The sequence below is a fragment of the Shewanella sp. ANA-3 genome (genome assembly GCF_000203935.1).
Classification (GTDB): domain Bacteria; phylum Pseudomonadota; class Gammaproteobacteria; order Enterobacterales; family Shewanellaceae; genus Shewanella.
Genome location: NC_008577.1, coordinates 4,380,816 through 4,396,081, shown reverse-complemented (window position 1 = coordinate 4,396,081; position 15,266 = coordinate 4,380,816). Strand labels below are relative to the sequence as shown.

At 48.2% G+C, this 15,266-nt stretch carries 15 protein-coding genes; all 15 read left to right on the top strand.

Going from position 1 to position 15,266, the window contains the following annotated elements:
- Positions 1–1,221, top strand: coding sequence for a type II secretion system F family protein (locus SHEWANA3_RS19110; RefSeq protein WP_011718428.1), 1,221 nt, complete (start codon positions 1–3; stop codon positions 1,219–1,221).
- Between the two features lie 38 nt (positions 1,222–1,259).
- The gene (locus SHEWANA3_RS19105) at positions 1,260–1,757 is read left to right on the top strand and encodes a hypothetical protein (RefSeq protein ID WP_011718427.1); all 498 of its coding nucleotides are present in this window, start codon (positions 1,260–1,262) and stop codon (positions 1,755–1,757) included.
- 75 nt (positions 1,758–1,832) lie between these two features.
- Complete coding sequence (locus SHEWANA3_RS19100; RefSeq protein ID WP_011718426.1) at positions 1,833–2,450, top strand: prepilin-type N-terminal cleavage/methylation domain-containing protein; 618 nt, start codon at positions 1,833–1,835, stop codon at positions 2,448–2,450.
- Positions 2,451–2,502: 52 nt separating this feature from the next.
- Positions 2,503–3,012, top strand: a complete 510-nt coding sequence (locus tag SHEWANA3_RS19095; protein WP_011718425.1) for a prepilin-type N-terminal cleavage/methylation domain-containing protein — start codon at positions 2,503–2,505, stop codon at positions 3,010–3,012.
- A gap of 13 nt (positions 3,013–3,025) precedes the next feature.
- Positions 3,026–3,445: a prepilin-type N-terminal cleavage/methylation domain-containing protein gene (locus tag SHEWANA3_RS23935; RefSeq protein WP_279587675.1), complete on the top strand. Its 420-nt coding sequence runs from the start codon at positions 3,026–3,028 to the stop codon at positions 3,443–3,445.
- The gene (locus SHEWANA3_RS19085; protein ID WP_011715680.1) at positions 3,358–4,971 is read left to right on the top strand and encodes an IS1634-like element ISShes12 family transposase; all 1,614 of its coding nucleotides are present in this window, start codon (positions 3,358–3,360) and stop codon (positions 4,969–4,971) included. The genes SHEWANA3_RS23935 and SHEWANA3_RS19085 overlap by 88 nt, the downstream gene beginning before the upstream one ends.
- Before the next feature lie 506 nt (positions 4,972–5,477).
- Positions 5,478–5,966 (top strand): prepilin-type N-terminal cleavage/methylation domain-containing protein, encoded by a 489-nt coding sequence (locus tag SHEWANA3_RS19080; protein WP_011718424.1) that lies wholly within the window; start codon positions 5,478–5,480, stop codon positions 5,964–5,966.
- Positions 5,956–6,531 (top strand): type II secretion system protein, encoded by a 576-nt coding sequence (locus SHEWANA3_RS19075; RefSeq protein ID WP_011718423.1) that lies wholly within the window; start codon positions 5,956–5,958, stop codon positions 6,529–6,531. The genes SHEWANA3_RS19080 and SHEWANA3_RS19075 overlap by 11 nt, the downstream gene beginning before the upstream one ends.
- Complete coding sequence (locus tag SHEWANA3_RS19070) at positions 6,531–7,394, top strand: type II secretion system protein (protein WP_011718422.1); 864 nt, start codon at positions 6,531–6,533, stop codon at positions 7,392–7,394. Before SHEWANA3_RS19075 ends, SHEWANA3_RS19070 begins: the two co-directional genes overlap by 1 nt.
- Entirely contained in the window at positions 7,384–7,842 is a 459-nt protein-coding gene (locus SHEWANA3_RS19065; RefSeq protein ID WP_011718421.1) for a hypothetical protein, read from the top strand. Before SHEWANA3_RS19070 ends, SHEWANA3_RS19065 begins: the two co-directional genes overlap by 11 nt.
- A gap of 28 nt (positions 7,843–7,870) precedes the next feature.
- A complete protein-coding gene (locus tag SHEWANA3_RS19060; protein WP_011718420.1) occupies positions 7,871–11,617 on the top strand; it encodes a DUF6701 domain-containing protein in 3,747 nt (1,248 codons plus the stop codon).
- A gap of 343 nt (positions 11,618–11,960) precedes the next feature.
- Entirely contained in the window at positions 11,961–13,010 is a 1,050-nt protein-coding gene (locus tag SHEWANA3_RS19055) for a rod shape-determining protein (RefSeq protein ID WP_011624203.1), read from the top strand.
- 44 nt (positions 13,011–13,054) lie between these two features.
- Entirely contained in the window at positions 13,055–14,116 is a 1,062-nt protein-coding gene (mreC, locus tag SHEWANA3_RS19050) for a rod shape-determining protein MreC (protein WP_011718419.1), read from the top strand.
- Entirely contained in the window at positions 14,116–14,604 is a 489-nt protein-coding gene (mreD, locus tag SHEWANA3_RS19045) for a rod shape-determining protein MreD (RefSeq protein ID WP_011718418.1), read from the top strand. The genes mreC and mreD overlap by 1 nt, the downstream gene beginning before the upstream one ends.
- A 2-nt stretch (positions 14,605–14,606) precedes the next feature.
- Positions 14,607–15,191: a nucleoside triphosphate pyrophosphatase gene (locus SHEWANA3_RS19040; protein ID WP_011718417.1), complete on the top strand. Its 585-nt coding sequence runs from the start codon at positions 14,607–14,609 to the stop codon at positions 15,189–15,191.
- The last annotated feature ends 75 nt before the right edge of the window (positions 15,192–15,266 follow it).

Here is a 15,266-nt window from a genome sequence, read left to right as displayed (position 1 = left end):
ATGCCGGTTTATCAATACCGTGGACGCAGTGGACAAGGTCAGGCCGTAACGGGTCAGCTCGATGCGGCCTCCGAGGGGGCGGCGGCCGATATGTTGTTAGCCCGTGGCATTATCCCGTTAGAAGTCAAAGTCGCCAAAGAAACTAAGTCCTTTACCTTGGCGCAGTTGTTTAAGCGCAAAGTCGGCTTGGATGAACTGCAAATTTTTACCCGGCAAATGTACTCGTTAACGCGCTCGGGGATCCCCATCCTGCGCGCCATTGCAGGCTTATCCGAAACCGCCCACTCCCAACGAATGAAAGATGCGCTGAATGATATTTCAGAGCAGTTAACGGCGGGTCGCCCGTTGTCATCGGCCATGAACCAACATCCGGATGTGTTTGATTCTCTTTTTGTTTCTATGGTGCATGTGGGTGAAAACACGGGTAAGTTAGAGGACGCTTTTATTCAGCTCTCGGGTTATATCGAGCGTGAGCAGGAAACCCGTCGCCGGATTAAGGCTGCGATGCGTTATCCCATATTTGTATTGATTGCCATCGCGCTAGCCATGGTGATTTTAAACATCATGGTGATCCCCAAATTTGCCGAGATGTTTGCTCGCTTTGGTGCCGACCTGCCTTGGGCGACTAAGGTGTTGATCGGCACATCAAACTTGTTTGTCAACTATTGGCCCCTGATGCTGGTAATACTGCTCGGGACCATTATTGGCATCCGCTACTGGCACCATACGGAAAAAGGCGAGAAACAATGGGACAAATGGAAGTTACACATTCCCGCCGTGGGCTCGATTATTGAGCGCTCGACCCTCTCACGTTATTGCCGCAGTTTTTCGATGATGTTGAGCGCGGGGGTGCCGATGACGCAGGCGCTCAGTCTAGTGGCCGATGCGGTGGATAATGCGTATATGCACGACAAAATTGTCGGGATGCGCCGTGGTATTGAGTCTGGCGAGTCTATGCTGAGGGTATCGAACCAGAGTAAATTGTTTACGCCACTGGTGTTGCAAATGGTCGCGGTAGGCGAAGAAACCGGACAGATTGACCAACTATTAAATGATGCCGCCGATTTTTACGAAGGTGAGGTCGATTACGATCTTAAAAATCTCACCGCTAAGTTAGAACCGATTCTGATCGGAATTGTGGCTGCGATTGTATTGGTGCTGGCGCTGGGTATTTACCTGCCGATGTGGGATATGCTCAACGTAGTCAAAGGCGGCAAATAATGCCGAATCGAGAGTTTAACGTCATTAGGATCAAATAGATGCAAAGCCAACAGAAGGCCGAAAGCGATCTATTACGTGTGTATGGGCGGCTCGTTAGCCTGACCTTGATCTTGATTATTCTCGCGGTGATTGGATTTAAATATTTTGCGACTATGCCACAACTGGCCGCCCGCAATGTGGAGTTAGAGCATACGCGCTTCTTAAACGTGTTGGCTATGGTGCGTTCTCAATGGTTGTCCCTTGGCAAACCGCCGCAAATGCGACTAGATTGGGAAGTGTTTAATGAGCAAAACACTCATAATGAGCAGCAAACGCTGGTGATCATGAGCGCGCAGGGATGGCCGCAACCGACCGAACTTAGTGACCAAGGTTGCCAAGCCTTATGGTGGCAACTAATGGGGCAGGAGGCGGCAGATAACTCCCTCATTGGTAGCTATTTTCGCAAGGATAATAGCTGCCGTTATCGCTCACAAAATGGGGATAGTATTGGCTATCAACTAAACTCTGGCAGGGTCATTTTTTTGACGAACTCCTAAAATATTGTTAAGTAACGGGCTTTTATAAACTGATTTAGCTGTTAGAATGGACTTTCATCAAGTAGGGGGAAACTAATGAAGACTAAACAAAATGGTTTTTCATTGATTGAACTGGTCATTGTGATCGTAATTTTGGGTCTGTTGGCCGCAACCGCGATCCCTCGTTTTTTAAATGTCACCGATGATGCTGAAGATGCCAGTGTGGACGGTGTGGCGGGTGGTTTATCCACCGCAGTGAGTTTTGTGCGTTCACAATGGGAAGTCGATGGTCGCCAAAATAGCAGTGTGATCTTAGACGGTACCTCAGTGTCCCTCGACCCGCGTTTTGGTTATCCAACGGGCACCTCTGGTACCGATGCAACGGCGATGACCGATGCAAGCTGTCAGCAGGTATTTAATACTGTGTTGCAAAGTGCACCGCGTAACGTGCTTTATTCGCAAGATGCGCGCAATCAACGTTATACAGTGCGCGTTATCGATGGTGCGGGCGGAAGCTCAAATGCGATTAATGGCACGTCCGTAAGCGGTTTAGATTTATGTGTGTATCACCAAGTGGCTTCACTGGTGCTAAACCAAACCACTGGTGTACCGACTCCTGCGCCAGATTTATCGACTACGGGCGCTAAAGGGGTGGTGTATAACCCAGGTACGGGTAAAGTATTAAGTTTCACTCAAACACCATTTACGCCTTAATTGCATTGGCGTGAAGTTCCAGTATTTAGAATTGTTATTACATAGGTAGTTAATGATGAAAAGACAACAAGGTTTTACCTTAATTGAGTTAGTCGTAGTTATTATTATTTTAGGTATTCTTGCAGTCACAGCGGCGCCTAAGTTTATTAATCTTCAATCTGATGCATACGCATCTACTTTGAATGGTGTCAAAGCGTCTTTGCAAGGCGCTAATTCGCTTGTTTATTCTAAGGCGGCGATTCAGGGGGTAGAGAGTAAGGCAACATCTAGCATTATCATCGATGATAAGGGTAATTCTGATGCGACTGACGATGTTAAAGTTAACGGTGTTTATGGGTATCTGAAGCAAGCAGCAGCTGATATGGTGTTAGTCCTTGATTTAGATACTACTAACGAGTGGACTATTGATGATGCGCCGGCGGTCACAACGACACTTACATCGCCTGTAATTATTCATCCTAAAAAGTTGACACCTTCAGATACGGCAAAATGTTGGGTTGAATACAAACAGGCAGATTCTAGTAATCCTCCTAAATATCATGTTGAGTCATCTGGTTGTTAAGTAAGGGTTTTAAATGAAAAAACAAAGTGGTTTTACCTTAATCGAATTAGTGGTCGTAATTATTATTTTAGGTATTTTAGCTGTTACTGCAGCGCCTAAATTTATCAATCTACAATCGGATGCTCGTGCTTCAACAGTGAAAGGATTAGAGTCGGCGATTAAAGGTGCAGATACTTTAATTAACTCAAAATCGTTAATTGCGGGCAATAATACAGTGGCTTCTACGGCTACAACACCTCCGACAATAACTGTTGAAACCGTCATTCCGCACCTAATTTTCGATTTAAAAAACTTGACGGCGATCGGTCATTCTGATCTATTACTCTCTTTTGCAGGTAATTCATCATGGCCGCTCCCGCTATCTCTATCCGTAACCTCGACCACCTTGGTTTGGTCGCTGCACTTTGCCAAGAACTCGGCATTGCTCGCATGATTGATGCGGTGCTACCCAAAACGCCGCCCTACAAAGTCTCACATGGTGAAGCGTTGGTGGCGATGATACTGAACGGTCTTGGCTTTCATAGTTCGACCTTGCACATGTTCCCGCAATTCTTTGCCAACAAGCCTGTAGAACGCCTGATTGGCCCGGGGATCTGTGCCGATGACCTCAATGATGATGTGCTCGGCCGCTGCCTTGATGCCCTCTTTGAGGCCGATGTCAGCACGCTTTATCAGGTGATGGCGGAGCAGGTCGTTGAACGATTGGGGCTCAAAAGTACTGCAGTACACCTCGATATCACCAGCTTCCACGTCGATGGCGCCTATGACCAAGCCGATGGCGAGCAGCTCGGTAAGTTGCAATTGGTACGGGGCTATAGCCGCGACCATCGGCCAGAGCTAAACCAGGTTATCCTGGAGCTTATCTGTGAAAATCAGGCCGGCCTGCCCATCTACATGCAAGCCTTGAGTGGTAATATTAATGATACCAAGGCCTTTGCCCAGACGGTACGGCGCCACTTGAGCAGTCTCAAGGCCGCGCAGGAGAGTCGTTATCTGGTCGGCGATGCGGCGCTGTATTGCGCCGACACCTTGCAACTACTGGCACAACAGCAACAGTTGTTCGTGACTCGTGTGCCTGTCACCCTCAATGAAGCCAAGCGAGCCGTGGCAACCATTGGCACCCAGTCGCTGGTTGCGCTGGGCAATGGCTATCATGGCTGTTGGCAAAGCGCCAATTATGCCGACGTCGCGCAGCGTTGGTTGCTGGTGCGCAGCGAACAGGCCAGCCACCGTGAGCAGCAAACATTAGCCAAAAACCTACTGAAAGACAGCACGCGTGAACTGAAAGCCTTCAACAAATTATGTGCCCAGCGTTTTGCCTGCGAGACCGATGCGCAGGCTGAATTAGCCCGTTTTGCTGTCAGCTTAAATCTGCTGCAACTAGAAGCAGAAGTCGTGAGTGAACCTATCTATGCAGGGCGCGGAAGGCCCCAAAAGGGTGAAATGCCGGTGAACTACCAATTTCACATCAAGGGGTTAGCCGCAAGTAGCTTGGCGCGGGTGGCTGAGGCGCGCAACCAGACAGGGGTGTTCATCCTCGCGACCAATGATCACAGTGAAACGCTCACCATGGCTGAGCTGTTGGCTACCTATAAAGCCCAGCAGAATGTCGAGCGTGGTTTTAGGTTTCTGAAAAGTCCCGAATTTTTAACCTCCTCGTTATATCTTAAAAAACCGGAACGTATCGAAGCGTTGCTGATGGTGATGACCTGTAGCCTGATGATTTATGCGGCGCTGGAGCACCGGATCCGGCAGGGCTTAGTAGAGCAGAACCGGAGTGTGGCGGACATGAAAAAGAAACCCACGCAAAAACCGACTGCGCGGTGGATTTTTTTACGCTTTGGCGGGGTGCACGAGTACCAGTTGGGAGAGGCGCCACCTCAAGTCACAGGACTCACAGTGGACCAGCAGATCATTCTCGACGTGTTAGGCGAACGGTATCGGCAAATTTATTCCTAAATCAGGTGCGGAAAGTCGGTTGAAACCGGTAAAACAGTTTTGATTAACTACGGCCATGCAACGCCAGTATGGACAGACTCTCTTGAGAACGCATTAGATATTAATGCTGCTGATAGTGGTACAACAACTGAGTGGTTATATGTGTTAGCTACTGACAGCATTTATTTCTATCCTCAGGGACAAGTTAGCCCTAAAGCTGCCAACAATCCTGGAACTTGTTATGTTCAATATGTGAATGGTCTAAATGCATACGGTCCTATCACTGTTAATACTGTTGTATCTGGCTGTTAGAAAATTTTCCATTAAAAGGCCTGCCTAGCAGGCCTTTTTTTTAGGTCAGCAATCAATCGGAGTGTTGGCTGTAATAAAATGAATTTGCTAATTATTTCTTTTATTTAGGCGAAATATTTGCCTTACGAATCAAGTTGGCAGAAACTGAACCTAGAACCTAGAACCTAGAACCTAGAACCTAGAACCTAGAACCTAGCATCACGGCAAAGCGGACAATGCGTAGATTTTCCAGCGGCAGACAGTTTGGGTTTACCTTAGTCGAACTCGTGACCACTATTATCCTGATTGGGATTCTATCGGTGACGGTATTGCCGCGCTTATTTAACCAGTCATCCTACAGCGCCTTTAGCCTGCGCAATGAATTTATGGCCGAGCTGCGCCAGGTTCAGCAAAAAGCCTTGAATAATACCGATAGATGCTACCGGGTTGTCGTGTCGGCGACGGGTTATCAAGTGAGTCAGTTTGCCAGTCGAAATACCACTGGTTGTACGGGCTCGCCATTGTCTCCTAACCCTTTATCCAGCCAAGCTTTTCAAGGTGGCGCGCAGCTAGTGCTTATCAGTAACAATGCCAAGAGCTTTTATCTTGATTTTGATATCAATGGTCGAGCATCGCTTGCGTGTAATGGGCCATGTATCAATGTGATTGCCAATGATACTGTGGCGATTAATATCTCCAGCGAGGGCTATATTTATGCGAATTAATCCTCGGCTGTTTTCGATAAGCACATCAGTAAAAGCATCCTCAAAAGCTAAACAACAGGGGTTTACCTTAATCGAATTAGTGGTTGGCATGTTAGTCATTGCCATCGCTATTGTGATGCTCAGTAGCATGTTATTTCCGCAGGCGGATCGCGCTGCCAAGACCTTGCATCGAGTCAAGAGTGCCGAACTTGCCCACTCGGTGATGAATGAGATTTGGGGCAAGCGTTATGATCAAAATACCAATGCCAATGGCGGTGTGCCTGCTTGCGGGAGTCCATTAGGGGCACCTTGCTCACGTGTGACCAATTTAGGGCCATCGGAGTGGAAATGGCCGGATGAGGGCGAAGGGCGTAACGATTTTAACGATGTGGATGATTATCACGGCTTAACTCAAAACGCCACTATGCTCAATTCCAGCCAAACTTATGTAGAGGCGTACCCTAACTATCAATTAAGTGTCTCTGTGGCCTATGGTTCTGCACCCAATACCAAGTTAGTGACCATTAATGTGACTACCCCAGATAACGAAGTGATCACTTACAATCTGGTGAGGAGCAATTACTAATGGGCGCTTTATCCGCAAAGCGCATAGCGCGCTCCTCACGGGGATTTACCTTGGTCGAAATGGTCACTGTGATCCTTATCTTAGGCATTCTGGTGGTGGGTGTAAGTAGCTTTATTTTTTTCGGCACGCGGATTTTTGTGGAGTCAAGCTCGGTTGATCAAGTGCTAAGCCAGAGTCGTTTCGCCATCGAGCGTATGACCCGTGAGCTGCGCAGCGCCGTGCCTAACAGTGTGCGGCTCAATGGTAATGGCTTGACCTATCAGTGCGTTGAATTTGTCCCTATTGAGGCGAGTACCACCTATTTAGCTATGCCGATTGTGCCGAGTGCCGCAGCCCTAACGGGAACAGTAATTCTCAATGCGACCGATAACATTAAGGACAACCAATATATTTGGATTTATCCTTTGACTGATAACGATGTCTATAACAGCGCCAGACAAAAACGGGCACAGATTAAGACCTTTACCCCCCTAGGTGAGCCGCCTAATCCGGCTAATCAAGTCACTCTTACCTTTATGGCATCAACACGCTTTGCCGAAGCATCACCGCGGCAGCGGATCTATTTTGGTTCGAGCCCTGTGAGTTACTGTTTTGAAAAATCGTCATCCAGCAATGAGTTAATCCTAAAGCGTTATACTGGTTATGGGCTGAATGTTAGCCAACCCACGCCTAGCAGCATGAGCGCTGGGGTGTTAATGGCGCAGAATGTGGCCAATGCATTGAACGACAGTGCCGATTTACCGCTGATATTAACGCCATCGAGTTTAGTCAATAATGCTATGGTGCATTTACAACCGCGATTTAATGTCAACGGCGAGACATTTCAATATCGACATCAAGTGCAGGTGATTAATGTCCCCTAACTTATTTAGCCTATCGCGCTCAGCATATCGTCAGTGTTCGGCTCACCGCGAAGGTGGCAGCGCCTTAATCATAGGTATTTTTGTCATTACCGTGATGTTTTTATTGGCCGCCGCCTTAATCAATATAGTGGAAGATGCCGATACCGGATTAACTCAAGAAGTGTGGGGAACTCGCGCCTTAGCGGCGGCGAACAGCGGTGCTGATGCGGCACTGGCGCAATTATTTCCATTAAATGCCCCCGCCAATGCGACGGCGACATGTACTAGTGTTGCAAGCTCTTGGACGCCGCCCAATGTGGTGGGGTTTCATGCCTGTAGCGTGACTTTGCAATGTACGCGGTATTTTGTGGGGGCTGTCTTCCAGTACCACATTAAGAGCCAAGCGGTATGTGAGAGTGGTGATACTCGTGTGAGCCGTCAAGTCGAGGTAGAAGCCCGTGGGAACTAAGCTATCAAAAGTGGTGTTGAGCTACGTAATGGTTAAATTTCGATTAATCCTTTCACTCTTAATCATCGTATGCTCATCCCCTTTGGCAAAAGCTGATTGGAGTAAAACCTTTATTGAAGGTGTTAATAATTACGATAGAAATGGTTCAATTACCTTTAATAGCTCTTATTTATATAATGCACCCAATAATGCACTTATCTGGTATAGCTATTTGCCAACTTATAATTTTATTCAAAAGGGGAATAGCTTAGCAACACTATGTGTTACGTCTAATAATTCATATCGTTGGTGTCAAGATGGAGATTATATTGCCAGTTTACCTTCTAATCGTATTGATTTTTCTCAGTGTACTTCTTCAGGCACAGTCAACATTGGTCCCCCCACGTGGGATAATAAGCAAATTAATGTAATTGAAGGTGAATACAATAATATTGTTCTTGATGGAGGTTCAGATAAGACAATCCGGTTTGTTAGCAATAATGGCGTGTATAAGATGAAATCGCTTAAGGCTACCTCAGGCCGTATTGAGCTTGCTGCAGGGCAATATTGGATTGAAACTTTATCTATTAATGACGGTGTAACTCTGGTCTTTCCATCAACTGGTACTGTGTCATTTTTTATTAAGAATAACTATAGACATTACAACTTAAACACCATTGGCCAGGCTGAAAAATTTCTCATTTATAGCTATTCAAATTTCACTCTCAATGGAGAGGCATCTCTTAAATCTTATGTTGTAGCAGAAGGGAATGCGGTGCTAGACGGTAGTTCTTATTTGGAAGGAGCTATTACTGCAAGAAATATAAGTTTAGGTGGCAACAGTAGTATTAAATTTGATGATAATGCTGCAAAGATTGATGTTGTTCCAAATTGTAATCCTGCGCCCGTTTTACAGTGCTTTAACGATAACTTCTCCCTGAGTGCCTTAAGTAACGACTGGGTAGTCTCTCGTAGTAGCGGTACTTTTACTCCTGCCATTGTCAGTGGTCGTATGCGCTTAACCGAGGCAAAATCCAATCAATCCACGGCCTCGACCTATCAAAGATTATTCCCCGCAGCGAATAACTTAGTCGAGATCCAATTCGATCACTATGCCTATGGTGGCAATGGTGCTGACGGTATCGCGCTTGTGTTATCAGATGCTGCCATCACGCCACAGCCCGGCGCCTTTGGTGGGCCTTTAGGCTATGGCTATAAACCCGGTATTAGCGGTTTTGCTGGCGGTTGGTTAGGTATCGGGATCGATGAATTTGGTAACTTCTCCGGGGAAGGTGGAAGGGTTAATCTTTCAGGGCAACGTCGTCAGTCGGTTGTTGTACGTGGCTCAGGGGCAGGCACATCAGGGTATAATTATTTGCGGGGCACCTGTAATGACGGCAAAAGTAATACCAGTGGCAACTGTTTATCACCCACGGTCGATGGCAATAATGTCTCGCCTGCGCACCGCTATAAAATCACTATCGACTCGCAGGTATCCGGTAAGTCGATAGTGAAGGTTGAGCGTAATACGGGTTCTGGATTTGTCACCTTAATCCCTGCCTTTGATGCCATCGATGAACAAGGGCAAGCGGCGATACCCACTGACTTCTTGTTGTCGCTTACAGGCTCAACCGGTGGCTCGAATAACAATCATGAAATTGATAATGTTCAAATTTGTGCCTTAAAGTCGAATCCGATTGGCGCGCAAATCGATCATTTTGAGTTTGACCATACGGGGCAGGGATTGACCTGTAACCCCGAAACTGTGACGATTCGAGCCTGCGCCAACGCCAGTTGTAGTCAGCTTTTTACCGATCCTTTAGCGGCGACCTTGTTACCCGAATCCGCCTCCGAAGGCATATGGATTGGCGGCAAGCAGGTGAGCTTTAGCAATGGCAGCACTCAGTTGCAGCTAAGACGTAACACCCCTGGCGTTGTGACCTTGGGTGTGAAGGGTTCGAGCCCGACAACCAAACCTTTAAGTAAAACCCTATGCCGTATCGGGAATGGGGGCATGAGTGAGAATAACTGTTCACTTACTTTCGCCGACAGTGGTTTTGTCTTCGATGTGCCTGATAAATTGGCTAATAAGCCCGTTGAGGTGCTAGTCAAAGCGGTGAAAAAATCCGATGTGACAAAGCAGTGTGTTCCAAGCTTTCAGGACCAGACCAAGATATTGAATTTCTGGAGTCAGTATGTGGAGCCAAGTGCGCCAATCACACCTAAGGCTGTCACTGTTAATAACACAGCAATCAGTACTGCTAGCGCCACACCTACTGTATTGAGCCTAGGCTTTGATGTTAATGGGCAGGCAAAAGTGTCGGTCAATTACCCCGATGCAGGCAAATTACAACTTGACGCCCAATATATCGGCAGTGGCAACGAGCAAGGACTGGTGATGACAGGCTCGGACCAATTTGTCAGTGTGCCTGCGGGTTTGTGCGTCAAACCCGTGGACGCCAGCGCCAGTTGCTCGAGTGCGGATATGAGCTGTAATGCCTACCGTAAAGCGGGGCAGAATTTCGGTATGACGGTCCAAGCTATGGCCTGGGAAAAGGACGGCGATACGGACTTTTGTTCGGGTAACGTATCTACGCCTAACTTTAGCGACCAAGCCATGACACTAACCAGTAAGGTCGTGGCGCCAAACATGGCTAGCGGCGGCCATGATGGCGCATTAGGTGTGGCATCCTATAGTCATACTATCCAAGCCAATAACCTTAATAGCATCACGAATCAGACGATTAGCGAAGTGGGGGTATTTCAAATCGCGGCGCAGGCGAGCCCTAATTATCTCGGGGCGGCCAGCAGCTTAAATATTCCGATTGGCTATTCAGCCAATATTGGCCGTTTTGTACCCGATAGATTCTTAGTGGGCGATATTTCCGTCTTACCCGCCTGCGGCAGTTTCAGCTATATGGATCAACCCTTTCCGATGTCGATGAGCCTCACAGCCTTAAATATCGGCGGCGCGGTGACGCAAAACTATTTCCCACCATTCTCCCTCGCGACCGCGAAATTGGTGGGCGAAAACAATAACAATGGTATCGACTTGCAGAGTCGCTTAAGTGCCTTGCCCGTCAACGCGGCGAGTTGGGTTCAAGGTGTGGCGACGGTCGATGGCGCTTACCGCGCTAACTTGAGCCGAGTAACCCCGAATGTGGCGACGAATCTGTATCAAGACGGTCCCTTCGAGCTGCTCGATATTGGTGTGCAGTTGATGGATAACGATCCTCGTCCAAATGGACTTTTTAGCTATGTGGCATCGCCTGATATGGATGCGGCAACCACGGGTAATTGCACTAATTGCAATGCCAAGAAAATCACCACGCAGATCCTACGCCATGGTCGGGTGGTGATGGACAACACCTATGGTCCAGAGACTGAAATCCTCAGGATGCCGACCCGAGCCGAATATTCGAATGGGGCTAATTGGGTATTAAATGGCGATGATAGCTGTACGATTGCTACCTACGGCCTTGCGTCGCAGGTGGATAATGCAGCCTTAGGCTATAACTTTGACCCGGATTTGACCACAGGGCAGAGCATTAATCGCTCGGGCGCTTCATCGGCTTTTCAAGCGGGACAATTTGATTTGCTGTGGCGAGCGCTCACCTCGAGTGGCAATTTATATCGCGGCCAAGTGACCGCGCCTTTAGATGTACCGACCTGGTTAGAATGGTATTGGAACTGGAATGGGGTCTCCCCAACCAGCTTATCCGATCCCCGTGCGAGTGCATTTTTTGGTCGTTACCGTGGCCATGACAGAATCATCTACTGGCGAGAAGTCAATTAAGGCAGTTTTCAGTTTGATTTTGCTGAATTGGAATGAGTCAGTGGTGATTTATCGCTGCTGACTTATTTTACTCACTCGGTTGTGACGCAGCACTCGAGGGCAAAAATGCAAGTAACAGGTTTTACTAATGTTGCAAACTTGTATTGAGAGTGGTTTTTAACTGTTGGATTTTTCACCGATAAAGCGCTTTTTTCGATTAAATAGTGTTTTTGAGCGGCACATTTGAAAAAAAATCACTCCATTAGCGATTGTTAACCTCAACGGTCTTGTGGAATCAGGGTGGCATTGATAAAGTTAGCTGATTTTTCTTTTCTTCTGACTCCACAGAATACAGGCTAGTTACATGTTCAAGAAGCTGCGTGGCATTTTTTCTAATGATCTATCGATCGATTTGGGTACAGCTAACACCTTAATTTATGTTCGTGATGAAGGCATAGTCCTCAATGAGCCTTCTGTTGTTGCTATACGTGGTGAGCGTAGTAGTTCTGGTCAGAAGTCTGTTGCCGCTGTCGGTACAGAAGCCAAACAAATGTTAGGCCGTACCCCAGGCAATATCCAAGCAATCCGTCCGATGAAAGATGGTGTGATTGCCGACTTTTATGTGACGGAGAAAATGTTGCAGCACTTTATTAAACAAGTGCATAACAACAGCTTCTTTCGTCCAAGCCCACGCGTTTTAGTCTGTGTTCCTGTTGGCGCAACCCAAGTTGAACGCCGCGCGATTCGCGAGTCAGCCATGGGCGCAGGTGCCCGTGAAGTTTATTTGATTGAAGAGCCAATGGCCGCAGCAATTGGTGCGGGTTTACCTGTATCTGAAGCCACAGGTTCTATGGTTGTGGACATCGGTGGTGGTACCACTGAAGTGGCAATTATCTCCTTGAACGGTGTGGTGTATTCCTCTTCTGTACGTATCGGTGGTGACAAGTTTGATGATGCCATCATCAACTATGTGCGTCGTAACTACGGCAGCTTGATTGGTGAAGCAACGGCTGAGCGCATCAAGCACACTATCGGTACTGCTTACCCAGGTGATGAAGTATTAGAGATTGAGGTCCGTGGTCGTAACTTGGCCGAAGGTGTACCTCGCAGCTTCACGCTGAACAGCAACGAAATTTTAGAAGCACTGCAAGAGCCATTGTCTGGCATTGTGAGTGCCGTCATGGTGGCATTAGAGCAATCGCCACCAGAATTAGCGTCTGATATCTCTGAGCGCGGCATGGTATTAACCGGTGGTGGTGCCTTACTGCGTGATTTAGACCGTTTATTGATGCAAGAAACTGGAATTCCAGTCATGGTGGCGGATGATCCTCTGACCTGCGTAGCGCGTGGTGGTGGTAAAGCCCTTGAAATGATTGATATGCACGGCGGCGATCTGTTCTCCGAAGAAACCTAATCTAACTTCGGTATGGGGCGGTTAATCACCGCCTTAGCTTTCCTATGAAGCCTATTTTTGTTCGTGGTATTTCGAACCAGTTCCGTTTAACACTGGCAATTATCCTGTCGGTGATTTTGCTCGCCGCAAATCACCGTCTCGATCCTGCCCGTGAATCCCTTTCATCCGCCTTAAGCCCCATCCAATACCTTGCGAGTGTGCCCAGTGCGATCCTCGATTGGTCATCGGAGAGTTTTGCTACCCGCAATATGCTGGCGTTGCAAAATAAAGAGCTGTTAAGGCAACAATTATTAATGAGTGAGCGTCTGCAGCGCTTCGAGCATCTGCGTCAGGAAAACGAGCGTTTACGCGCTCTGTTGGGGTCGCCTGCCTATCAGGATTCCCGCAAGATGGTGGCTGAAGTGATGGAGGTGGCTAGCGATCCTTCCCACCATTATGTAGTGCTTAACCACGGCTCGCGCAGTGGGGTATTTGTTGGTCAACCCGTAGTGGATGCCCAGGGCGTTGTCGGCCAGGTTGTGCAGGTCAGCGAGATGACCAGCCGCGTGCTCTTGCTCTCCGATGTGTCCCACGGTTTACCCGTGCGAATTACCCGTAACGATGTGCGTTTAGTGGCTAATGGTACTGGTGAGCTCGATGAGATTGAACTGCGACATGTGGCCAAGAGTACCGATATTCGCGTGGGCGATTTATTGGTAACCTCAGGCCTTGGTAATCGCTTCCCAGAAGGTTATCCGGTGGCGCGGGTCATGGAAGTCTTAACCGAAGACGGTCAGAGCTATGCGCGTGTCACGGCTCAGCCATTAGCGGCGCTCGATAGGATTCGTTATCTGCTGTTGATTTGGCCATCCCCAGATTCTGGCGTGACTTTGCCGAATCAAATTCCTGTGCCAGCTGCGGATCATCCTGCGGAAGAAGCTAAACCAGATGCCGGCAATGGCAATGCGAATCCTCAAGGCGCTGCTGCTAATGCGACCGTGCCTAGTAACGCAGTACCTAATAGCACTGTACCTAATACGACAGCGCCGAACGCCGCTGCGGCGCCAAGCAATGCCAATGGTGCATCGAACGCTGCCACCACTCAACCGCCAGCCGAGGTGCACTAATGAGTTTACAAGCTGCAAATGGCAGACTCGTAGTATGGCTGACCCTATTTGTCGGGCTGTTAAGTCAGATTATGCCGCTGCCTTCGATTGTCGAAGCTTGGCGCCCTGACTGGTTATTGATGATCCTGATCTACTGGTCGATTGCGTTGCCCCACAGATATAACATTCTCACGGCTTGGCTGATGGGATTGGCCCTCGATATTCTGCTTGGCGCCACCTTAGGTGTGCGCTCGCTCGCCATGTCATTAGTGATTTATATGGCGATTTTGCACTGCCAACGTTTGCGTAACTTCCCTAAGTGGCAACAGGCGCTGGTGGTGATGGTGCTGATCGTTATCTATCACCTGATTATCTATTGGGTCGAGTTTGTGATGGATGGCGCTAAGTTCCATACGGATCTGTTTTTACCCGCGTTATCGGGCCTAGTGTTTTGGCCGTGGATTTTTTGGATTTTGCGTCGAATTCGACGTCATTATAAGGTGCGTTAGTCGTGAATTTAGTCTTAGCCTCAACCTCGCCGCGCCGTAAAGAGTTATTGACTCATATTGGTTTGGGCCGCGCTGAGTTTCGTTTTACTCAAGTGGCGCCGGATATCGACGAAACCCCGAGGGCAGCTGAGTTACCACGCGACTATGTACAGCGCCTCGCGGCCGAAAAAGCACAGGCAGGGCTTGCATTATGCTCAGGCATGTCACAGCCTGCTGTATTAGGTTCTGATACTATCGTGGTGCTTGAAAACGAAATATTAGGTAAGCCTGTTGATGAGGCCGATGCCAAGCGGGTGCTACGCGCACTTTCGGGTAAGGCGCACACTGTGATGACAGCAGTCGCCTTAGCCAAGGCTGACCATACCTCAGTGCGTTTGGTCGAAACCTTAGTGCGTTTTTGCGTGCTGTCGGACGCGGATATTGATGCCTACGTTGCCTCAAAGGAGCCGATGGATAAGGCGGGCAGTTATGGGATCCAAGGTTTGGGCGGTTGTTTTGTCAAATCTATTGAAGGGAGTTACTCCTGCGTCGTGGGCTTGCCCTTAGTGGAGACCCGTGAGCTGTTATCCGAGGCGGGAATACGCTAATCGGAGGATTGAGCGGCTCGCTAACGGGAGCAATACTAGGCCTTAGTTGAGTATCCGCAAGACAAACATCTGTGA

Bases quoted from the DNA above. Each gene is read 5' to 3' on its own strand.
- SHEWANA3_RS19060 (WP_011718420.1), top strand. From the start codon at position 7,871: ATGGTTAAATTTCGATTAATCCTTTCACTCTTAATCATCGTATGCTCA.
- SHEWANA3_RS19075 (WP_011718423.1), top strand. From the start codon at position 5,956: ATGCGAATTAATCCTCGGCTGTTTTCGATAAGCACATCAGTAAAAGCA.
- SHEWANA3_RS19080 (WP_011718424.1), top strand. From the start codon at position 5,478: ATGCGTAGATTTTCCAGCGGCAGACAGTTTGGGTTTACCTTAGTCGAA.
- SHEWANA3_RS19110 (WP_011718428.1), top strand. From the start codon at position 1: ATGCCGGTTTATCAATACCGTGGACGCAGTGGACAAGGTCAGGCCGTA.
- SHEWANA3_RS19065 (WP_011718421.1), top strand. From the start codon at position 7,384: ATGTCCCCTAACTTATTTAGCCTATCGCGCTCAGCATATCGTCAGTGT.
- mreC (WP_011718419.1), top strand. From the start codon at position 13,055: ATGAAGCCTATTTTTGTTCGTGGTATTTCGAACCAGTTCCGTTTAACA.
- SHEWANA3_RS23935 (WP_279587675.1), top strand. From the start codon at position 3,026: ATGAAAAAACAAAGTGGTTTTACCTTAATCGAATTAGTGGTCGTAATT.
- SHEWANA3_RS19085 (WP_011715680.1), top strand. From the start codon at position 3,358: ATGGCCGCTCCCGCTATCTCTATCCGTAACCTCGACCACCTTGGTTTG.
- SHEWANA3_RS19055 (WP_011624203.1), top strand. From the start codon at position 11,961: ATGTTCAAGAAGCTGCGTGGCATTTTTTCTAATGATCTATCGATCGAT.
- SHEWANA3_RS19070 (WP_011718422.1), top strand. From the start codon at position 6,531: ATGGGCGCTTTATCCGCAAAGCGCATAGCGCGCTCCTCACGGGGATTT.
- SHEWANA3_RS19100 (WP_011718426.1), top strand. From the start codon at position 1,833: ATGAAGACTAAACAAAATGGTTTTTCATTGATTGAACTGGTCATTGTG.
- SHEWANA3_RS19095 (WP_011718425.1), top strand. From the start codon at position 2,503: ATGATGAAAAGACAACAAGGTTTTACCTTAATTGAGTTAGTCGTAGTT.
- SHEWANA3_RS19105 (WP_011718427.1), top strand. From the start codon at position 1,260: ATGCAAAGCCAACAGAAGGCCGAAAGCGATCTATTACGTGTGTATGGG.
- mreD (WP_011718418.1), top strand. From the start codon at position 14,116: ATGAGTTTACAAGCTGCAAATGGCAGACTCGTAGTATGGCTGACCCTA.